This window comes from Arthrobacter sp. Hb9-2, assembly GCF_059091165.1.
In genome coordinates, this window is sequence record NZ_JBNHGJ010000007.1 from 117,750 (window position 1) to 133,983 (window position 16,234).

13 protein-coding genes are annotated in these 16,234 nt (G+C 65.7%); all 13 read right to left on the reverse strand.

Annotated elements, in window-relative coordinates:
- Positions 1-105: 105 nt before the first annotated feature.
- Positions 106-636, reverse strand: a complete 531-nt coding sequence (locus tag AC5RV1_RS06540; RefSeq protein ID WP_256247445.1) for a cell division protein SepF — start codon at positions 634-636, stop codon at positions 106-108.
- Between the two features lie 90 nt (positions 637-726).
- Positions 727-1,464, reverse strand: coding sequence for a YggS family pyridoxal phosphate-dependent enzyme (locus AC5RV1_RS06545; RefSeq protein ID WP_493993940.1), 738 nt, complete (start codon positions 1,462-1,464; stop codon positions 727-729).
- Positions 1,457-2,146 carry a purine nucleoside phosphorylase YfiH/LACC1 family protein gene (locus AC5RV1_RS06550; protein WP_493948774.1) on the reverse strand — a complete coding sequence of 230 codons (690 nt, stop codon included), beginning with the start codon at positions 2,144-2,146 and terminating at the stop codon, positions 1,457-1,459. Before AC5RV1_RS06550 ends, AC5RV1_RS06545 begins: the two co-directional genes overlap by 8 nt.
- Before the next feature lie 8 nt (positions 2,147-2,154).
- Positions 2,155-3,387 (reverse strand): cell division protein FtsZ, encoded by a 1,233-nt coding sequence (ftsZ, locus tag AC5RV1_RS06555; RefSeq protein WP_493948775.1) that lies wholly within the window; start codon positions 3,385-3,387, stop codon positions 2,155-2,157.
- Between the two features lie 184 nt (positions 3,388-3,571).
- Complete coding sequence (locus tag AC5RV1_RS06560; protein ID WP_493993941.1) at positions 3,572-4,558, reverse strand: cell division protein FtsQ/DivIB; 987 nt, start codon at positions 4,556-4,558, stop codon at positions 3,572-3,574.
- Positions 4,551-5,927 (reverse strand): UDP-N-acetylmuramate--L-alanine ligase, encoded by a 1,377-nt coding sequence (gene murC / locus AC5RV1_RS06565; protein ID WP_493993942.1) that lies wholly within the window; start codon positions 5,925-5,927, stop codon positions 4,551-4,553. The genes AC5RV1_RS06560 and murC overlap by 8 nt, the downstream gene beginning before the upstream one ends.
- A complete protein-coding gene (murG, locus tag AC5RV1_RS06570) occupies positions 5,924-7,024 on the reverse strand; it encodes an undecaprenyldiphospho-muramoylpentapeptide beta-N-acetylglucosaminyltransferase (protein WP_493993953.1) in 1,101 nt (366 codons plus the stop codon). The genes murC and murG overlap by 4 nt, the downstream gene beginning before the upstream one ends.
- 7 nt (positions 7,025-7,031) lie before the next feature.
- Positions 7,032-8,390, reverse strand: a complete 1,359-nt coding sequence (gene ftsW / locus AC5RV1_RS06575; protein WP_493993943.1) for a putative lipid II flippase FtsW — start codon at positions 8,388-8,390, stop codon at positions 7,032-7,034.
- A 2-nt stretch (positions 8,391-8,392) separates the two neighbouring features.
- Entirely contained in the window at positions 8,393-9,970 is a 1,578-nt protein-coding gene (gene murD, locus AC5RV1_RS06580) for a UDP-N-acetylmuramoyl-L-alanine--D-glutamate ligase (protein ID WP_493993944.1), read from the reverse strand.
- A complete protein-coding gene (gene mraY, locus AC5RV1_RS06585; RefSeq protein WP_163163036.1) occupies positions 9,952-11,061 on the reverse strand; it encodes a phospho-N-acetylmuramoyl-pentapeptide-transferase in 1,110 nt (369 codons plus the stop codon). Before mraY ends, murD begins: the two co-directional genes overlap by 19 nt.
- Positions 11,058-12,524: a UDP-N-acetylmuramoyl-tripeptide--D-alanyl-D-alanine ligase gene (locus tag AC5RV1_RS06590; RefSeq protein WP_493993945.1), complete on the reverse strand. Its 1,467-nt coding sequence runs from the start codon at positions 12,522-12,524 to the stop codon at positions 11,058-11,060. Before AC5RV1_RS06590 ends, mraY begins: the two co-directional genes overlap by 4 nt.
- Positions 12,525-12,530: 6 nt before the next feature.
- On the reverse strand, positions 12,531-14,165 hold the full coding sequence (locus tag AC5RV1_RS06595) for a UDP-N-acetylmuramoyl-L-alanyl-D-glutamate--2,6-diaminopimelate ligase (RefSeq protein ID WP_493993946.1): 1,635 nt from the start codon (positions 14,163-14,165) through the stop codon (positions 12,531-12,533).
- 83 nt (positions 14,166-14,248) lie between these two features.
- Positions 14,249-16,051 (reverse strand): peptidoglycan D,D-transpeptidase FtsI family protein, encoded by a 1,803-nt coding sequence (locus AC5RV1_RS06600; RefSeq protein ID WP_493993947.1) that lies wholly within the window; start codon positions 16,049-16,051, stop codon positions 14,249-14,251.
- Between the last annotated feature and the right edge of the window lie 183 nt (positions 16,052-16,234).

The window sequence follows — 16,234 nt, forward strand, 5'->3', positions numbered from 1 at the left end:
TCCATGTCCATAGTGGTTACCGCGGTTCCAGCCGATGCTTCTCGTCTATTTCAGCACAGATGCCAGGCAGGTGTGTCCCTGCCTGGCATCCGTCAGGTTGTTTGTTCAGCTTTGGTTGAAGAAGCTGGCTTGGGTCTCACTGGCTTTTTTGTCATCACCGATGACCTCGACGTACGACGGCGAGAGCAGGAACACCTTGTTGGTCACCCGTTCGATGCTCCCCCGGAGTCCGAAGACCAGGCCGGCGGAGAAATCGACCAGGCGCTTGGCGTCGGCCTCGCCCATGTCCGTCACGTTCATGATGACGGGGATTCCGTCACGGAAGCTCTCACCGATGAGCTTGGCATCGTTATAGGAGCGCGGATGGATGGTGGTGATCTGGCGGAGACCGCTGGTCTCCTCGCGGCTCGATGCCGCGCGCTTGATGGGGGTCACTGGGGCGCGGTATTCCTCTTCAGGGGTGTAGGACGTTTCACGGCTGACCTCGCGGACGGGTGCAGGTGCACGGCGCTCCTCGCGGTCAGCTTCCATCGTTTCGTCCTCATCCTTACGTGTGGTCTGTTGCTCGGACTCGTAGTGTTCATCGCCGTCGGCGAGCCCAAGATAGATCATTGTCTTGCGCAGAGCGCCGGCCATGGTCGACTCCTAATCGTGTCCGTTAAGCGGGCCGCCCAATGATTTGACAGCACTGGAGTCCCCCGCCCATCACTTCCAATAGGACCGACGCTACCCCACGGCAGGACGCGATCCGAGAATATCGGAACCGATTCGCAGGTGTGTCGCCCCGAACAGGACGGCAGCTTCCAGGTCCTGGCTCATGCCGGCCGAAATTGCAGTCGCATCGGGATGGTCGGCCACGAGGCCGGCAGACACTGCGGCAAGCCTTTCGAAGGCGGGCCCGGGCGGGGCGCCCAAGGGGGCCACCGCCATCACCCCGGCAAGATTGAGGCTCCCGGCTGCCGCTATCCGTTCTGCAAGCATCCCAACCTCATCAGGAGCGGCGCCGCCGCGGTGCGTTCCGGCGTCGTCCTCCAGGCTGACCTGAATAAAGCACTCCAGCGGTGCCCGTCCCGTGATGTCCCGTTCAGCCACGGCTGCCTTGGCCAGGGCGTCCACGAGCTGCGGCCGGTCAACCGAATGAACAGCTGCTGCGTACCGGAGCACGGACTTGGCCTTTTTGGTCTGCAGCTGCCCTACAAAGTGCCAGGAAAGGCCGCACTCCGCCAACTGCTCTGCCTTTGCGGCCGCCTCCTGGTCCCGGTTTTCGCCGACGTCGGTAATACCCAGGGCAGCAAGCCGCCTAATGTCTTCTGCCGGGTGGAATTTGGTGACCACGATCAAGGTGGGCAGGTTGCCTTCCCGGCCCGCAGAAACCGCTGCCGCACTGATGCGGCGGCGGACGGCATCAAGCCGAACTTTGAGCTCCTCGGTCCGTGCGTCCCCGGCTGCCCCGGCGTCAGTCATGGCACCACACCACTCCTGCAAAGCGTCCGGTGTTTTTGTCCCGCCGGTAGGAGAAGAGGGAGTCCGTCTCCAGCGTGCAGGGCCCGCAGTACTCCACGCTGACGCCCAACCGCTCCAGCTGGCTCCGGGCACCGGCAGGCAGATCCAGCGCAGGGGTGCCCCACGACGTTGTGCTTCGTGCTGCCGGCACGGCCGCGGCCACCTCGGCCTGCAGCCCGGCCGGCACCTCGTAGCAGCTCCCGCAGATGGACGGCCCCAGCCAGGCGCGGATGGCGGAGGCACCGAAGGACTCCATGCCCGCCACCGCAGCTGGAATGACACCGTTGGCCAGGCCGGGCCGGCCTGCGTGAACGGCAGCGAGCACCGGCCCTTCCGCGGACTCCCCTGCCAACAGGACAGGAATGCAGTCGGCCACCATCACGGCCAGCGGAAGGCCTTGGGAAACCATGGCGTCAGCCTCGGGTGCGGGGCTTTCCCGGGCCATGACTGCCACGGAGGTGCCGTGGACCTGGTTCATGAACCGCAGGCGGTGCGGGGCGACGCCGATGGTCCGTTCCAGGTCCGCTCGACGCCGGGCCACCTCTGCAGGATCGTCGCCCACGTGCAGTGCCAGGTTTCCGGCGGCAGCGTCAGTAAAGGCGACAGACACTCCGGGCCGGATTTCGGTACGCCAGTGGAACAAGCCGGGGCCTACTTCAGGAAATCGGGGACATCCAGGTCATCCGAGTGGCTGCCGGTGAGGTCCGGCTCCACCACGGAGGGGAGGTCGACGTCGAAGCCTGAGTCGGCGGGGACAGCGGAGGGGCGCTGCTGCCCCCAGTTGCTGAGGCCGGCCGCGCCGACGCCTGCGTGCACCGGCTGGACGTTCATCGAATGGTTGCCGGCGGAAGGGGCCTGGGTGGGTGCCGGCGCAACGGCTGCCGGCCGCTGGGGGGCAACCTGGGGCTGGGACTGGTCCATGGACGGTGAGGTGGCCTTGACGTCGTCGAACCCGGCTGCGATGACCGTCACGCGGGCTTCGTCGCCGAGGGCGTCGTCGATGACGGCACCGAAGATGATATTCGCTTCCGGGTGTGCCACTTCCTGGACCAGGCGTGCAGCCTCGTTGATCTCGAACAGGCCGAGGTCCGAACCGCCCTGGATGGACAGGAGCACACCGTGCGCTCCATCGATGGAGGCTTCCAGCAGCGGCGAGGCAATGGCGAGCTCTGCGGCCTTGACTGCGCGGTCCTCACCCCGGGCGGAGCCGATGCCCATAAGGGCTGAACCGGCACCCTGCATCACGGACTTGACGTCCGCGAAGTCAAGGTTGATCAGGCCCGGAGTGGTGATGAGGTCGGTGATGCCCTGGACACCTGAGAGCAGCACCTGGTCAGCGGAGCGGAAGGCGTCCAGGACTGAGACGTTCCGGTCGCTGATGGAGAGGAGGCGATCGTTCGGAATCACGATCAACGTGTCCACTTCGTCGCGCAGGGCGTCAATGCCGGCCTCAGCGGAACCTGCACGGCGGCGGCCTTCGAACGTGAACGGGCGGGTCACCACGCCGATGGTGAGGGCGCCGAGGGAACGCGCAATGCGCGCGACGACGGGAGCGCCGCCGGTACCCGTTCCACCGCCTTCGCCTGCCGTGACGAAGACCATGTCCGCCCCGCGGAGCACTTCTTCGATCTCGTCTGCGTGGTCCTCTGCAGCCTGCTTGCCCACCTCAGGGTTCGCGCCCGCCCCGAGGCCACGGGTCAACTCGCGTCCCACGTCCAGCTTGACGTCGGCATCGCTCATCAGCAGGGCCTGGGCGTCAGTGTTGATGGCGATAAATTCAACACCTCGGAGGCCGACCTCGATCATGCGGTTGACTGCGTTCACGCCACCGCCGCCGATGCCGACGACTTTGATGACGGCCAAGTAATTCTGCGGAGCTGCCACGTTACGTGTCCCTTGTTCGTGTCTTATTGCTAAATCTGATGAAGAGCTTAGTGCCTGCAACCTTAACCTTCGAGTTGAAGGTTATAGTTATGTCAAGTAACTCATGTCTGTGACGGTATTTCCTCTGGTTCACACATTCAATGACCGGCTCCGCGTGTCGGATTAATACCGAAAAGAAAGCGTGTCAGCGGGTCACCGGGTGCCGGGGCACGCTCACGTCGTACACCTTAACCGGGTTTTTGGGATCGGCCGGCACCTTGAGGAGGGCGGCGAGTACTTTGGCCTTGAGTTCCTTCTCCCCCGCGTTGCCCCAGATGATGGTCTGGCCGTCCACAAGTTTGAGTTCCACGGCGTCCACTGACTGTGCTGACGCGTTGGACAGCTTCGCGAGCACATCGGCCGGAAGGGCGCCCAGCACCTCTGCCGTGGCGCGGAAGAGCTCTTTGCCGATGGTGCCGGCACCGCCGTCAATCACCGGCAGGGAGACGGACGACGGGTCGGCGGTAGCTGCCAGTTGGATGCCCTCGACGTCGACCAGCTGGTACTGCTCCCCCTGCTTGACCAGCGCCACGGGCACGCGTTCGCGAACCTCTACCGCCAGGCCCGACGGCGGGCGTGCTTCAGCGGAGACGGTCTTGACCTGGACCAGCGGTTCAAGGAGGCGCCCGACTTCCTCGTCCGTGATTTGGGGCAGGGGCTTCCCGCGCAGGGGTTCCAGCGCAGTCTGCACCTGGGCAGGCGTCAGCAGGCGGGTCCCGGAAACTGAGATCGTGTCCACGGCAAGGACCGGGGAAAAGACCGCCGCGGCCAGCAGTACTGCCACGACCGCAACCAACGTGCCCGCCACGGCCAGTACATTCCGTTTACGCCGCTTGCTTTTGGGTTCCGGAAACGCCAGCACATTCCCGGCAGGGCCCATGGAAGCCGTGGAGGTTTCCGCGGGGTTTTCCTTCTTCCGGCCCGCGAACCTGGTTTTCTTCGCCTCTTTGGGCGACTGCGGAACAGGGTCGACTACCGGCCGCGAGGCCGAAATGACGTCAGGGCCGCTGCCCGCATCCCGGCTGGCGGTGCCGGAGTGCGGGTTCCGGCCGGGAGTGCTGCCAGCGGCAGTGTTCCCAGCGGCAGGACGCCTGCCGGTGGAAGCATACGTGGGGCGGCGGGAGCTAGGCACCCAGGGCCTCGACGATCTGCGGCCCGTATGCCGTCACATCACCTGCGCCAGCCGTGAGGACGATGTCGCCGTCGCGGGCGGCGGCGGCGAGGGCTGCCACGGCGTCCGCGGCTTGGACCAGCCGCCCGCCGTCGTCCAGGTGGTCAGCGATGAGCTGGCTCGTGACGCCGGGAATCGGATCCTCACGGGCGGGGTAGATATCCAGCACCCAGGCAGTATCGGCGAGGTTCAGCGCCTCAGCGAACTCACGGGCGAATTCCCTGGTCCGCGAGAACAGGTGCGGCTGGAACAGGACGTGCACCTTGTGGCTGCCGGCTACCGAGCGGGCCGCGGCAAGGGCTGCCCGGACTTCCGTGGGATGGTGGGCGTAGTCGTCGAAGACCCGCACGCCCCGCGCATGGCCCTTCAGCTCGAAGCGCCGTGAAGCCCCCGAGAACTGTGCCAGGGCACCGGCGGCCACTGCAGGTTGGACGCCCAGTTCAAGGGCCACGGCAAAGGCGGCCGCGGCGTTGAGGGCGTTGTGCCGGCCGGGCACCTGCAGTTCGAGTTGGAAGCTGCCGGCCGCTGTGGACACCGCAACGTCTCCGGGGCCGCCGTCGTGCAGCACCAGCTCCGCCTCGGCGCCTGTCCCGTAGAGCACCACGCGGGTGTTGCCGCGGGCCCGGGTCCGCTCTGCGAGGGCCAGTGCCCCGGCATCATCGGCGCAGGCGATCAGCACGCCGTCAGCCGGCAGCAGGGCAGTGAAGCGGTCGAAGGATTCATAGACTGCCTCCGCGGTGCCGTAGTAGTCCAAATGGTCCGGCTCCACATTGGTCACCACCGCGATCCTGGGCCGGTAGTTGAGGAAGGACCCGTCCGATTCGTCTGCCTCGGCCACAAAAATCCCTGATGTTCCCGACGCGGCATTGACGCCAAGGGCCGGAACATTGGCGCCGATGGCAAAGGAGGGGTCCAGGCCGGCACCCTGCAACAGGACGGCGACCATCGAGGTAGTGGTGGACTTGCCGTGTGTCCCCGCCACGGTCACCACCACGTCCTCCCCCATGGTTGCGGCCAAGGCAACGGAGCGGTGCAGCACCGGCACACCTGCTTCCCTTGCTGCCATCACTTCGGGGTTGTCCGCCCGGATGGCGGAACCGGCCACCACGGTCTGTGCGTCCGCCATGTTGGCTGCGTCGTATCCAACGGCGATGCGCGCACCGGCAGCGGCAAGGTCGGCCATGACGGGAAGGTCCTTGGCGTCCGAGCCGCTCACCGGTACACCGCGGGCCACCATGATCCGCGCGACGGCGGACATGCCCACGCCGCCGATGCCGATGAAGTGGACTTTGCCCAGGGCTGCAAGGCCAGGGTTACTGACGGAACTCATGCGGATACCGCTTCCAGGACAAGACCAGCCATGCGCTGGTCGGCGTTTCGAATGCCAAGCCGGTACGAATTGGCTGCCATGGTGGCGAGGCGGGACTCGTCGGTGACGAGGGGGATGAGTTCGCTGCCCACCCACCCGGATGTGAAGTCCCGGTCGGCAACGAGCACGGCGCCGCCGGCGGCAACGAGCCCCGCCGCATTGAGCGCCTGTTCCCCGTTGCCGATGGGCAGCGGGACCAGCACGGCCGGCACACCGACAGCGGCAATCTCGCACACCGTCGCCGCACCTGAACGGGCCAGCAGCACATCTGCCGCGGCGTAAGCCAGCTCCATCCCGTCGATGTACTCCACCTGCCGGTAGCCGTCGGCGGCCAGGGGCCTGCCGCCGTCGTCCAGGATTGACTTGCCCCGCCCGGTGATGTGCAGGGTCTGGATGCCGGCGTCGGCCAGCTGCCCGAGGGAGGCGGCGATGGTCCGGTTGATGCTCTGCGCGCCGGAGGAACCGCCCGTGACGATCAGTGTGGGCTTGGCTGCATCCAATCCCAGCGCCTCCCGCGCTGCGGTGCGGGCAGCCGTCCGGTCGAGGTGCGAGATTTCAGTGCGCATGGGCATGCCCACGTGCAGGGCGCCCTTCAGCGGGGTGGCGTCGAAAGCCACTGCCACGCGCTTGGTGAACAGGGCGCCCACCCTGTTCGCCAGGCCGGGCCGGATGTTGGCCTCATGGATCACGATCGGGATACCGCGTTTCCGTGCGGCGAGGTACATCGGCGTGCACACGTAACCACCAACGCCCACCACGACGTCCGCGCCGGCCTTGTCCAGGATGGCGCCGGCCTGCCGTACGGCGCCGCCGAGCCGGCCAGGGAGGCGAAGGAGGTCTACTGAAGGCTTCCTTGGGAAGGGCACGCGGTCGATCGTCGCCAGCTCAACACCGGCGGCGGGCACCAGGCGGGTTTCCATTCCTGCCGGTGTCCCCACCGCGAGGATGGCGGCGCTTGGCGCTGCCGTGCGGACGGCAGCCGCGATGGCGAGGAGTGGACTGATGTGGCCGGCGGTTCCGCCGCCCGCCAGGACAATGGAGGGATTCTGGGACGTCATATGGGGCTTAGGCACGCTTTCTTACAGTCTTCTTCTTGGGCGCCGTGGCGCGGGCCTGCTTGGCCTTGAATTTCAGCATCCGTTTGGGCCGGATCGCCGGGGCCATCTGCTCGCGGGCCAGGGAGAGCACCACTCCGATGGCGCAAAGGGACATCAGCAGGGCGGACCCGCCATAGGAAATGAAGGGCAGCGGCACGCCGATAACGGGCATCAGCCCGGTCACCACTGACATGTTCACAGTCGCCTGGCCGAGCAGCCACACCATGATGGTGCCGGCCAGCACACGGTGGAACATGCCTTCCTGCGCCACCACCACCCGGTAGATGGCTGCACCAAGGATGGCGAAGAGGATGAGGACGACGACGGTGCCCACCAGTCCGAGTTCCTCGCCGATGATGGCGAAGATGAAGTCGTTGTGGGCTTCGGGGATCCAGCTGTATTTCTGCCGGCTTTGCCCCAGGCCCACCCCGAACCAACCGCCGGAGGCCAGGCCGTAGAGCCCATTGGTGGCCTGGTAGTTGGCGTCGATGCCATTGGCGCAGGACTCACCTGTCCACCAGGACGTGATGCGGCACATGCGGTTTGAACTGGTCACCGCCATAACAGCCGTTCCGGCGGCAGCCGCAAGACCTGCGATGCCGAAGAGATAGAGAGGTGCACCGGCAAAGAAAAGTGCGGCAGCCGTGATCATCATGATGATCATGGCGGTGCCGAGGTCGTTTCCGACCAAGACCAGGCCAACGATAATGATGGCCATCGGAACGGCCGGGACGAACACATGCACTGCCCGGCTGAGCAGCTTTCCCTTCATGGCCAGAACCGTCGCCATCCAGAGCGCCAAGGCAAGTTTTGACGCCTCCGACGGCTGGAAGGTGATGCCGCCGAGGTCAATCCAGTTTTTGTTGCCGTTGACTTCGTCGCCGACCACCTGCACCAGGGCAAGCAGGACCACCGCCGCCCCGATCGCCGGCCAGGCGAGCCGCTTAAGCCAGGTGACATTGATCCGGGACAGCACAAACATGGTGAAGATGCCGATGGCGGCAAACATGCCTTGCTTCAGGGCGTCGCCGTACGGCGATTTACCGGCAGCAATGGATTCAACGCTGGAGGCCGAGAGCACCATCATGATGCCGATGGCCGTCAGTGCCAGGGTGGATCCCAGGATGAGGTAGTACGTGGAGCCGTTCCGCGAGGTCCCGGTCCCCTCCAGCGCAGCCCAGAACCGGCGGTAGACGGTCCGGAGACGGGCGGTCGCCGCTGGCTGGCGCGCGCCGGCCGTTGCAGAGGAGCCGGGGCGTGGCTTGCCGGCCTGCTGCTTAACTGGCTGCTGTTTGGCTGGCTGCGGGCGCGTTGGCGTGCTGACCATTGTTACTCCTCGCCGGTCTGGGCCTGCCCTTCCACCAGCTCGCGGACAGCTTCGATGAAAGTGTCACCACGGTGAGCATAGGAAGAGAACTGATCCATGGAAGCAGCTGCCGGAGCCATCAGCACAGTATCGCCGGACTCGGCGAGCTGTGCTGCTGACGCCACGGCCCTGGCCATCACCGTTTCACCGGGCACGGAAATGCCGGTTTGGACGGCGCCAGCCGCTTCGGCAGTCTGCACCTCTTCAGTTTCACCCGTCCCCGGGATGATCACGGGGACATCCGGTGCGTGTCGCTGGAGGGCTTCCGCGAGTGCCGAGGTGTCGCTTCCAATGAGGACCACGGCTTTGAGCCGCTGGACGTGCTCCCGGACCAGGTCGTCGTAGGTCACTCCCTTGGAGAGGCCCCCGGCGATCCAGATGACGTTGCTGAACGTGGCCAGCGAGGCTGCCGCCGCATGGGGGTTCGTGGCTTTGGAGTCGTTGACCCAGAGCACACCATTTTGGCGGGCAACGGGCTGGATGCGGTGGTCACCGGGGATGTAGTCCTGGATGCCCTGGCGCACGGCCTTCGCCTCGACCCCGTAGGCGCGTACCAGCCCTGCGGCGGCCAGGGCGTTGGCCACCATGTGCCGCGGCGCAAAGGCCCCCAGGTCGCTCATCGAAGCAAGCTCCGCCGCACTGTCCTTGCGTTCGGCGATGAACGCCCGGTCCACGAGCAGTCCCTCCACCACGCCGAGCATGCTGATGGCCGGGGTGACAGTGGTGAAACCGACGGCGCGGCAGCCCTCCATCACATCGGCATTTTCCACCATGCGTTCAGTTTCAATTTGCTCGGCGTTGTAAATGCAGGCCTTTTGGGTCTGCTCATAGACCTTCGCCTTGTCGGCGAGGTAGGAATCGTAGGAGCCGTGCCAGTCAACATGGTCCTCGGCGACGTTCAGGCAGACGCTGGCCACAGGCGAGAGCGACTCCGCCCAATGAAGCTGGAAGCTGGAGAGTTCGACGGCGAAGACGTCGTACTCCACAGGATCCCGGAGGGCGTCAAGGATAGGGGTGCCAACGTTGCCGACGGCGATGGCCTTCAGCCCGGCAGCGCGCAGCATGGATTCGGTGAGGCCTACAGTGGTCGTCTTACCGTTCGTTCCCGTGATGGCGAGCCAATCCGCCGTCTTGCGGCCTTCCCGCACGCGTACGCGCCAGGCCAGTTCGACGTCGCCCCACACCGGGATGTGCGCCCTGGCGGCGGCTGCCAAAAGGGCCTGGTCCGGGCGCCATCCCGGCGAGGTCACGATGAGTTCGGGAAGTTCGCCGTCGATCCTGGGAATGCGGGTAACCGCATCCTCGCCGAGCAGCACATCGGCTGCACCTACGATTTTGAGGGTTTCTGCGTGGGCCTTGGCCGTCGCACTGGTGGCGGCGTCCACCACCACCACGCGGGCACCCAGTTCGATGAGGGTGTCGGCCGCCGCGAAACCGGAGACGCCGATGCCTGTCACGGCTACCCGGAGTCCGGACCAGTCCGAGTCCCAGCTGGTGAGGTTTTTGAGTCGTGAGGAAACGGTCACAGCAGCACAACCCATTCAGCGTAGAAAATGCCGAGCCCGACAGCGACGAAGAGCCCGCCCAGGATCCAGAACCGGACCACCACTGTCACTTCCGCCCAGCCCTGCAGTTCGAAGTGGTGCTGCAGCGGGGCCATCTTGAAGACCCGCTTACCGCCGGTGGCTTTGAAGTAGCCCACCTGGATGATGACGGACAGGGTGATCAGGACGAACAGTCCGCCGATAATGCCCAGCAGCAGTTCGGTCCGGGACAGGATGGCGAAACCGGCGATGGCGCCGCCAATGGCCAGCGAACCGGTATCGCCCATAAAGATCTTGGCCGGCGAAGTGTTCCACCACAGGAAGCCCACCAGCGCGGCGCTCATGATGGCTGCCAGCAGCGCGAGGTCGAGGGGATCACGGACGGAATAGCAACCGCTGCCGGCCTCGCGGGGTGAGCCGCAGGCCTGGTTGCTCTGCCAGATTCCCATCAGCGTGTAGGCGCCGAACACCATCACAGAGGCACCTGCGGCGAGGCCGTCGAGGCCGTCGGTCAGGTTTACGCCGTTGGTTGCGGCGGTGACGATCAGGTTGGACCAGACCACAAAGAGGATGGCCCCGAGGACAGTTCCGCCGAAGGCAAGGTCCAGCCAGGGCAGGTCACGGACCAGGGAAATTTTTGTGGAGGCCGGCGTGACGCCGGCCCCGTTGGGAAAGTTCAGCGCAAGGACCGCAAAGATGATGCCTACTGCAGCCTGCAGGATCAGTTTTGCCTTGGCGTTCAGGCCGAGGCTGCGCTGCCTGGAGATCTTGATGAAGTCGTCCAGGAATCCCACCAGGCCCATTCCCACCATAAGGAACAGCAGGATGAGGGCTGAAGCGGAGGGGCCCGGAGAGTCCGGGTTCACCATCAGCATGATCAGATGGGTGAGGCCGTAGCTCAGCAATACCGCCGTCACCACGACTGTCCCGCCCATGGTGGGTGTGCCGCGTTTTGTGTGATGCGAGGTGGGACCATCGTCCCTGATGAACTGGCCGTAGCCGCGGCGGACCAGCAGCCGGATAAAGAGCGGCGTCCCCACCAGGGCGAATAAGAGTGCCAGGCCGGCGCCGATCAAAAGTGCAATCACAGCAGAGTGCTCCTTTCATCGGCGGGTTGCGGGGTTTGTCGGGGTAATGCTATCCGATCGCCCAAATGGCGAAGTCCCACGCTGTTCGAGGACTTGAACAGCACCAGATCGCCTGGCTGGAGTTCGGAGTCCAGCAGTTCGTAGGCCTCGTCCACTGTTTCCGCGAAAAGGCATTCATCGCCCCAGGAGCCCTCCTGCACCGCTGACACATACAGCGCCCGGGCTTCCCGGCCTACCACCAGCAGGCGGGAGATGTTGAGCCGGACCACCTGGGTGCCCACGGCGGTATGTTCCCTGATGGAGTCCTCACCGAGTTCCAGCATTGCTCCCAGGACGGCCCAGGTACGCCTGCCACGGCCCAGGTCCGCCAGTGTCCGCAGGGCGGCACGCATGGATTCGGGGTTGGCGTTGTAGGCATCGTTGATGATGGTGACGCCGTCTGCCCGCTCGGTGCGCTCCATACGCCACCGGCTGGCGGCAGTCTGGCTGCTGAGGGAGTTGGCTATCGCCTGTCCGGGCACCCCAGCAGCCCAGGCTGCGGCTGCGGCCGCCAGGAGGTTGCCTACGTGGTGCGCGCCGATGAGGCGGCTGCTGACGTGCAGGCCGCTTTCGTCGTCCGGCAACTGGAGGTCGAATTCGGGATGGCCCGCGGCATTGGTGTCGGCGTTGACCGCTTGTACGGCAGCGTCCGCGCGGCCTTCGGCGGAAAATCCAAGTACCGACGCCGACGTGCGGGCGCGCATTGCGGCCACCCGCTCGTCGTCGAGGTTTACGACGGCGGTGCCTGCCGGGGCAAGGGCTTCAACAAGCTCCCCCTTGGCCAAGGCGATGTTGTCCACTCCCCCGAACTCCCCCGCGTGGGCGGTTCCCACGGCGAGCACTACGCCGATATCGGGCTTAACCATCTCCGCGAGGTAACGGATGTGGCCGATTCCGGTGGCGCCCATCTCGATCACAAGGTAGCGCGTGTCTGTTCCGGCGCGGAAGACCGTGAGCGGAACGCCAATCTCGCCGTTGTAGGACCCCTGCGGCGCAACAGTCTGTCCCTGGGTTGCGAGAATTCCGGCGAGCAGATCCTTGGTGGTGGTCTTTCCGGCCGAGCCGGTGATCCCCACCACTGTGAGTTCGCTGCCTTCCCGGTGGCGCGCAGCACGGATCCTGCGTACGGCCTCTGCCGCCAATGCCCCCATCGCGAGCACGGCGTCCGGAACCAGCACCGAAGGATAGGGGGTCCCGTCCGGCGCGGACACCGGACGCTCCACCAGAGCCAACGTGGCGCCTGCTGCGAAGGCGGCTGCCACGAAGTCGTGACCGTCCGCGTGCTCACCCGGCTTTGCGACGTAGAGCGAACCGTGTGTGGATTCGCGTGAGTCCGTGACCACCGAAAGGGGCGTGATCCCGGGATCGGCGTCCAGGCGCCCGTTAGTGATTTCGGCGATCTCCGCCGCAGTAAATGCAATCATCTCGGTCTAGGACTCTATCCGGTCGTCTGGGAGAACGTTGAATCCCCTGGCTGTCAAGGCGCTGCGCAGCTCCACCCTGTCGTCCAGGGCAAGGTTGACGCCTTTGACCTCCTGCCACACCTCGTGGCCCCGGCCCGCCACGAGGATGGTGTCCTCCGGCCGTGCCAGCCCGACGGCACGGCGAATGGCCTCGGCACGGGGGAAGACCTCCAGGACTTCACAGGCCAGGGAGTCCTTTTCTTTCGCTTCAAGAGCTCCTGCAAGGACGTCGGTGCGGATGGCAGCCGGGTCCTCGTCGTGGGGGTCGTCATCGGTGACGATAACGGTGTCCGCGAGCCGGGCGGCGATGGCACCCATTGCAGGGCGTTTACCCTGGTCACGCTGGCCGGTGGCACCAAACACGACGATGAGGTTGGAGCCCGCCTGGGGGGACCGTACCGCCTCAATGGCCCTGGCCAGGGCATCCGTGTTGTGGGCGAAGTCCACGATTGCGGCGGGCGCTTCGGAAACCAGCTGCATGCGTCCGGGCACCGCAACGGTGAAGGGGTCCGACTCGTCCAGTGCTGCCTGCAGCGTACCGGCGTCCACGCCTGCCGTCAGGACCATTACCGCCGCCAGGGCCGCGTTGGCAACGTTGAAGCTGCCGGGGAGGCCGGTGTGCACTCTTAGCACGGCGCCGTCGGGGCCGCTCAGCGTGAATTCTGTACCAAGTCCGCGCGCGGCAGTCCTCGTGACCGTCCAGTCGGCAGCGGTCCCGGCAGAGGTGGCGAGGGTGGTGACCGGCACCTCTGCGCTGCCGGCAAGACGGCGGCCCCACTCGTCGTCGACCGTTACCACGGCGGCACGCGCGCGGCGCGGCGTGAAAAGCTGCGCCTTGGTGGCGAAGTAGTCGTCCATGGTGAGGTGCAGGTCCAGGTGGTCCTGGGTCAGGTTCGTGAAACCCGCAACATCGAACAGCACCCCGTCCACGCGCTGGAAGGAAATAGCGTGGGACGAGACTTCCATGGCCGCCGCTGCCAGTCCCCGTTCACGCATGAGGGCCAGCAACGCGTGGACATCCGTAGATTCGGGTGTGGTGAGCAGGCTGGGAATGGGATCGCCGCCGGCATGGATCTCGATGGTGCCGATCAACCCGGTCTTCCGGCCCAGCGCGCGCAGCAGTGAGTTGATGAAATAGGTGGTTGTGGTCTTTCCGTTGGTGCCCGTCACGCCAAACAACTGCGGCTGCCCGGCGCCCGGCTGGCTCTGGTAGATCAAGGCGGACAGCGGCCCCACCACATTGCGGGGTGAGTCCACGATGAGTACCGGCACCGGAATGTCGGTGGACAGCGCCAGCAGCCTGGCGCCGGCGTCGTCAGTGAGAACCGCGACTGCGCCAGCTTCGATGGCCTGCGGAACGAAGTCGGCGCCGTGGCGGGCGGCGCCCGGGAGTGCGACGTAAAGGTCCCCCGGCTCCACGGCACGTGAGTTCAATGAGATCCCGGTGACTGCCACCTCCGCGGCCGGGCCGGGAACCGCGACGCCGATGGCATCGCAAATGTTTGCCAGCCGGACCGCTTCAACAGTTGACGGGCGGAAGCGGCCCTGGCCGGACGGTCCCTCCGGGACGGCGCGGCTATCGGACGGGTTGAGCTCAGACAAGGAATCTCCGATGGTGCTAGTGGATCGTGCCCGGCATGGATGAACCGGTAGTGCTGCTGGTACGGACTGCTGCTGCCGGGATGCTACTTGGCGAACTGGGGCAGCCGGGCCGGTTCGCCTGTGGACGGCTGGACGTTGTAGGTCCGCAGTGCCTGGCTCATGACCGACCGGAAGACCGGCCCGTTGGTAATCCCGTAGATGCTGCCCTTGGGCCGCTGGAGTACCACCTCCACAATAAACCGCGGATCATCCATCGGTGCCATACCCACCATCGAGGCGGTGTAGCCGCAGAACCCGGACTTGCCGTCGTCGCACGGTGATTCGGAGGTGCCCGTCTTTGCGCCCACCCGGTAGCCGTCGATGGCCGCGTCCTTGATTTGCCCTTCGGTGACGGCGCTTTCGAGGATGTCCCGGACCTGCCGGGCCGTGTCCTCCGACACGATCTGGCGGGACGGTGCGGCGGGCACCTTTTCTTCTGTTCCGTCCGGGGAAATGTACGCGTCGATGAGCCGGGGCTGCAGCATCACCCCGTTATTGGCTATGGACTGGAACGCCCGCACGGTCTGGAGCGTGGACTGGGACACGCCCTGGCCGAACAACACCGTGTACTCCTGGCGCCCGTCCCACTGCTGCCAGGGCGTGAGGATACCCGAGGCCGTGGCCGGCAGCCCGATCTCCGGTGCCTCGCCGATGCCAAACTTTTTCAGCCACTCGTACCGCTGCTCCTTGCTCAGGCGCTGGCCGGCCATAACGGTGCCGGTGTTCATTGAGTAGCCCAGGATGCCTGCGAGGGTGCGCTCCTCGGTGCCATGGGCAAAGGAGTCGCTGAAGGTTTGCCCGTCCACGGTGTAGGTGGGTCCGAGGGTAAACGAATCCAGCGGTTTGGCCTTGCCTTCTTCAATCAGGGCAGCTGCCGTCATCATCTTCTCAACGGATCCCGGCTCGTATGCGGCTGTGACGGCACGGACCCCGCGGTCCTTGGCCGCCACCCGGCCGGGGTCGTTGGGATCAGGGGAATTGGTGTCGGCCATGGCCACCAGGTCGCCGGTCTTGGCGTCCATCACAATGATGACGCCCCACTCGGCGCCGAGCTTGTCCGACTGGCTCTGGATGGCCTGCTGCGCAAAGTACTGCAGGTCCGAGTTGAGGGTGAGCTTGACGTCCTTGCCGTCCTGTGGCGATGTCAGCTCATCCACGCCCACGGGGATGCGAAGGCCGTCAGCACCGATTTCGAAAAGGCGTTCGCCGTCCTCGCCCTTCAGCAGCCCGTCCTGGGTCTGTTCGATACCGGCCTGGCCCGTAGCGCCGTCCTGCAGGAACCCGATGATTCCGCCCGCGACGGAACCATTGGGATACACCCGCTTGCTGACGCCTTCGGTGACGATGCCGGGTATCTGCAGCTTGGAAATCCGGTCCTCAATATCCGGCTTCACGTCCTTGGCCACGATGTAATAGGGCTGCTCGCCAGTGACGGCGTCCCGGATGGCGTCCTTCTCCATGCCCAGGGCAGCGGCAAGCTCGGTGAGCCCCTGGTCCCGGCTGACGTCCACCAGTTTTTCTTTGCCGTCCACGGTGTCCAGTCGCTTGAACGTTTCCGTTTTGGTGTTCACCCGCTGGTCCACCACCACGTTGTAGCGGATTACGCTGTTGGCCAGCACCGTGCCGCGGGAGTCCAGGATGCTGCCCCTTTCGGCAGGCAGGACGGTCCGTGTCATGCGGCTATTAAGCGCGGCTTCGGCCATTCCCCCGACGTCGAGTCCCTGGACCAGGAAGAGTTTCCCGCCCACCACCAGCAGGAGCGTCAGCATCATGCCCAGGCCCAGGCGGAGACGCTTTTTGGCGTTGGGTACCTTGCCGCTTCTTGCCTTGCCGGTCCTCTGCGCCACCGTGATATCCCTTGCTGCTCGACCTTGTTGCCTGTCAGACCTGCCGGCCTACTGTCCGGGTACCTTCTGCTCGGGCGCCGGAACCGATCCGCCGTGAAGCTCTACGGGCGGCGCTGCTGGAGCCGCCGACGGCGGAGTCTGTGCGGCGGCGACGGCGGCGCCGCCGCGGCACCCTCCCGCGGC

What these genes read in the sequence shown, in the direction of transcription:
- AC5RV1_RS06540 (WP_256247445.1), bottom strand. Translation starts at nt 636, where the DNA reads ATGGCCGGCGCTCTGCGCAAGACAATGATCTATCTTGGGCTCGCCGAC.
- AC5RV1_RS06545 (WP_493993940.1), bottom strand. Translation starts at nt 1,464, where the DNA reads ATGACTGACGCCGGGGCAGCCGGGGACGCACGGACCGAGGAGCTCAAA.
- murC (WP_493993942.1), bottom strand. Translation starts at nt 5,927, where the DNA reads ATGAGTTCCGTCAGTAACCCTGGCCTTGCAGCCCTGGGCAAAGTCCAC.
- murG (WP_493993953.1), bottom strand. Translation starts at nt 7,024, where the DNA reads ATGACGTCCCAGAATCCCTCCATTGTCCTGGCGGGCGGCGGAACCGCC.
- ftsW (WP_493993943.1), bottom strand. Translation starts at nt 8,390, where the DNA reads ATGGTCAGCACGCCAACGCGCCCGCAGCCAGCCAAACAGCAGCCAGTT.
- murD (WP_493993944.1), bottom strand. Translation starts at nt 9,970, where the DNA reads ATGGGTTGTGCTGCTGTGACCGTTTCCTCACGACTCAAAAACCTCACC.
- AC5RV1_RS06590 (WP_493993945.1), bottom strand. Translation starts at nt 12,524, where the DNA reads ATGATTGCATTTACTGCGGCGGAGATCGCCGAAATCACTAACGGGCGC.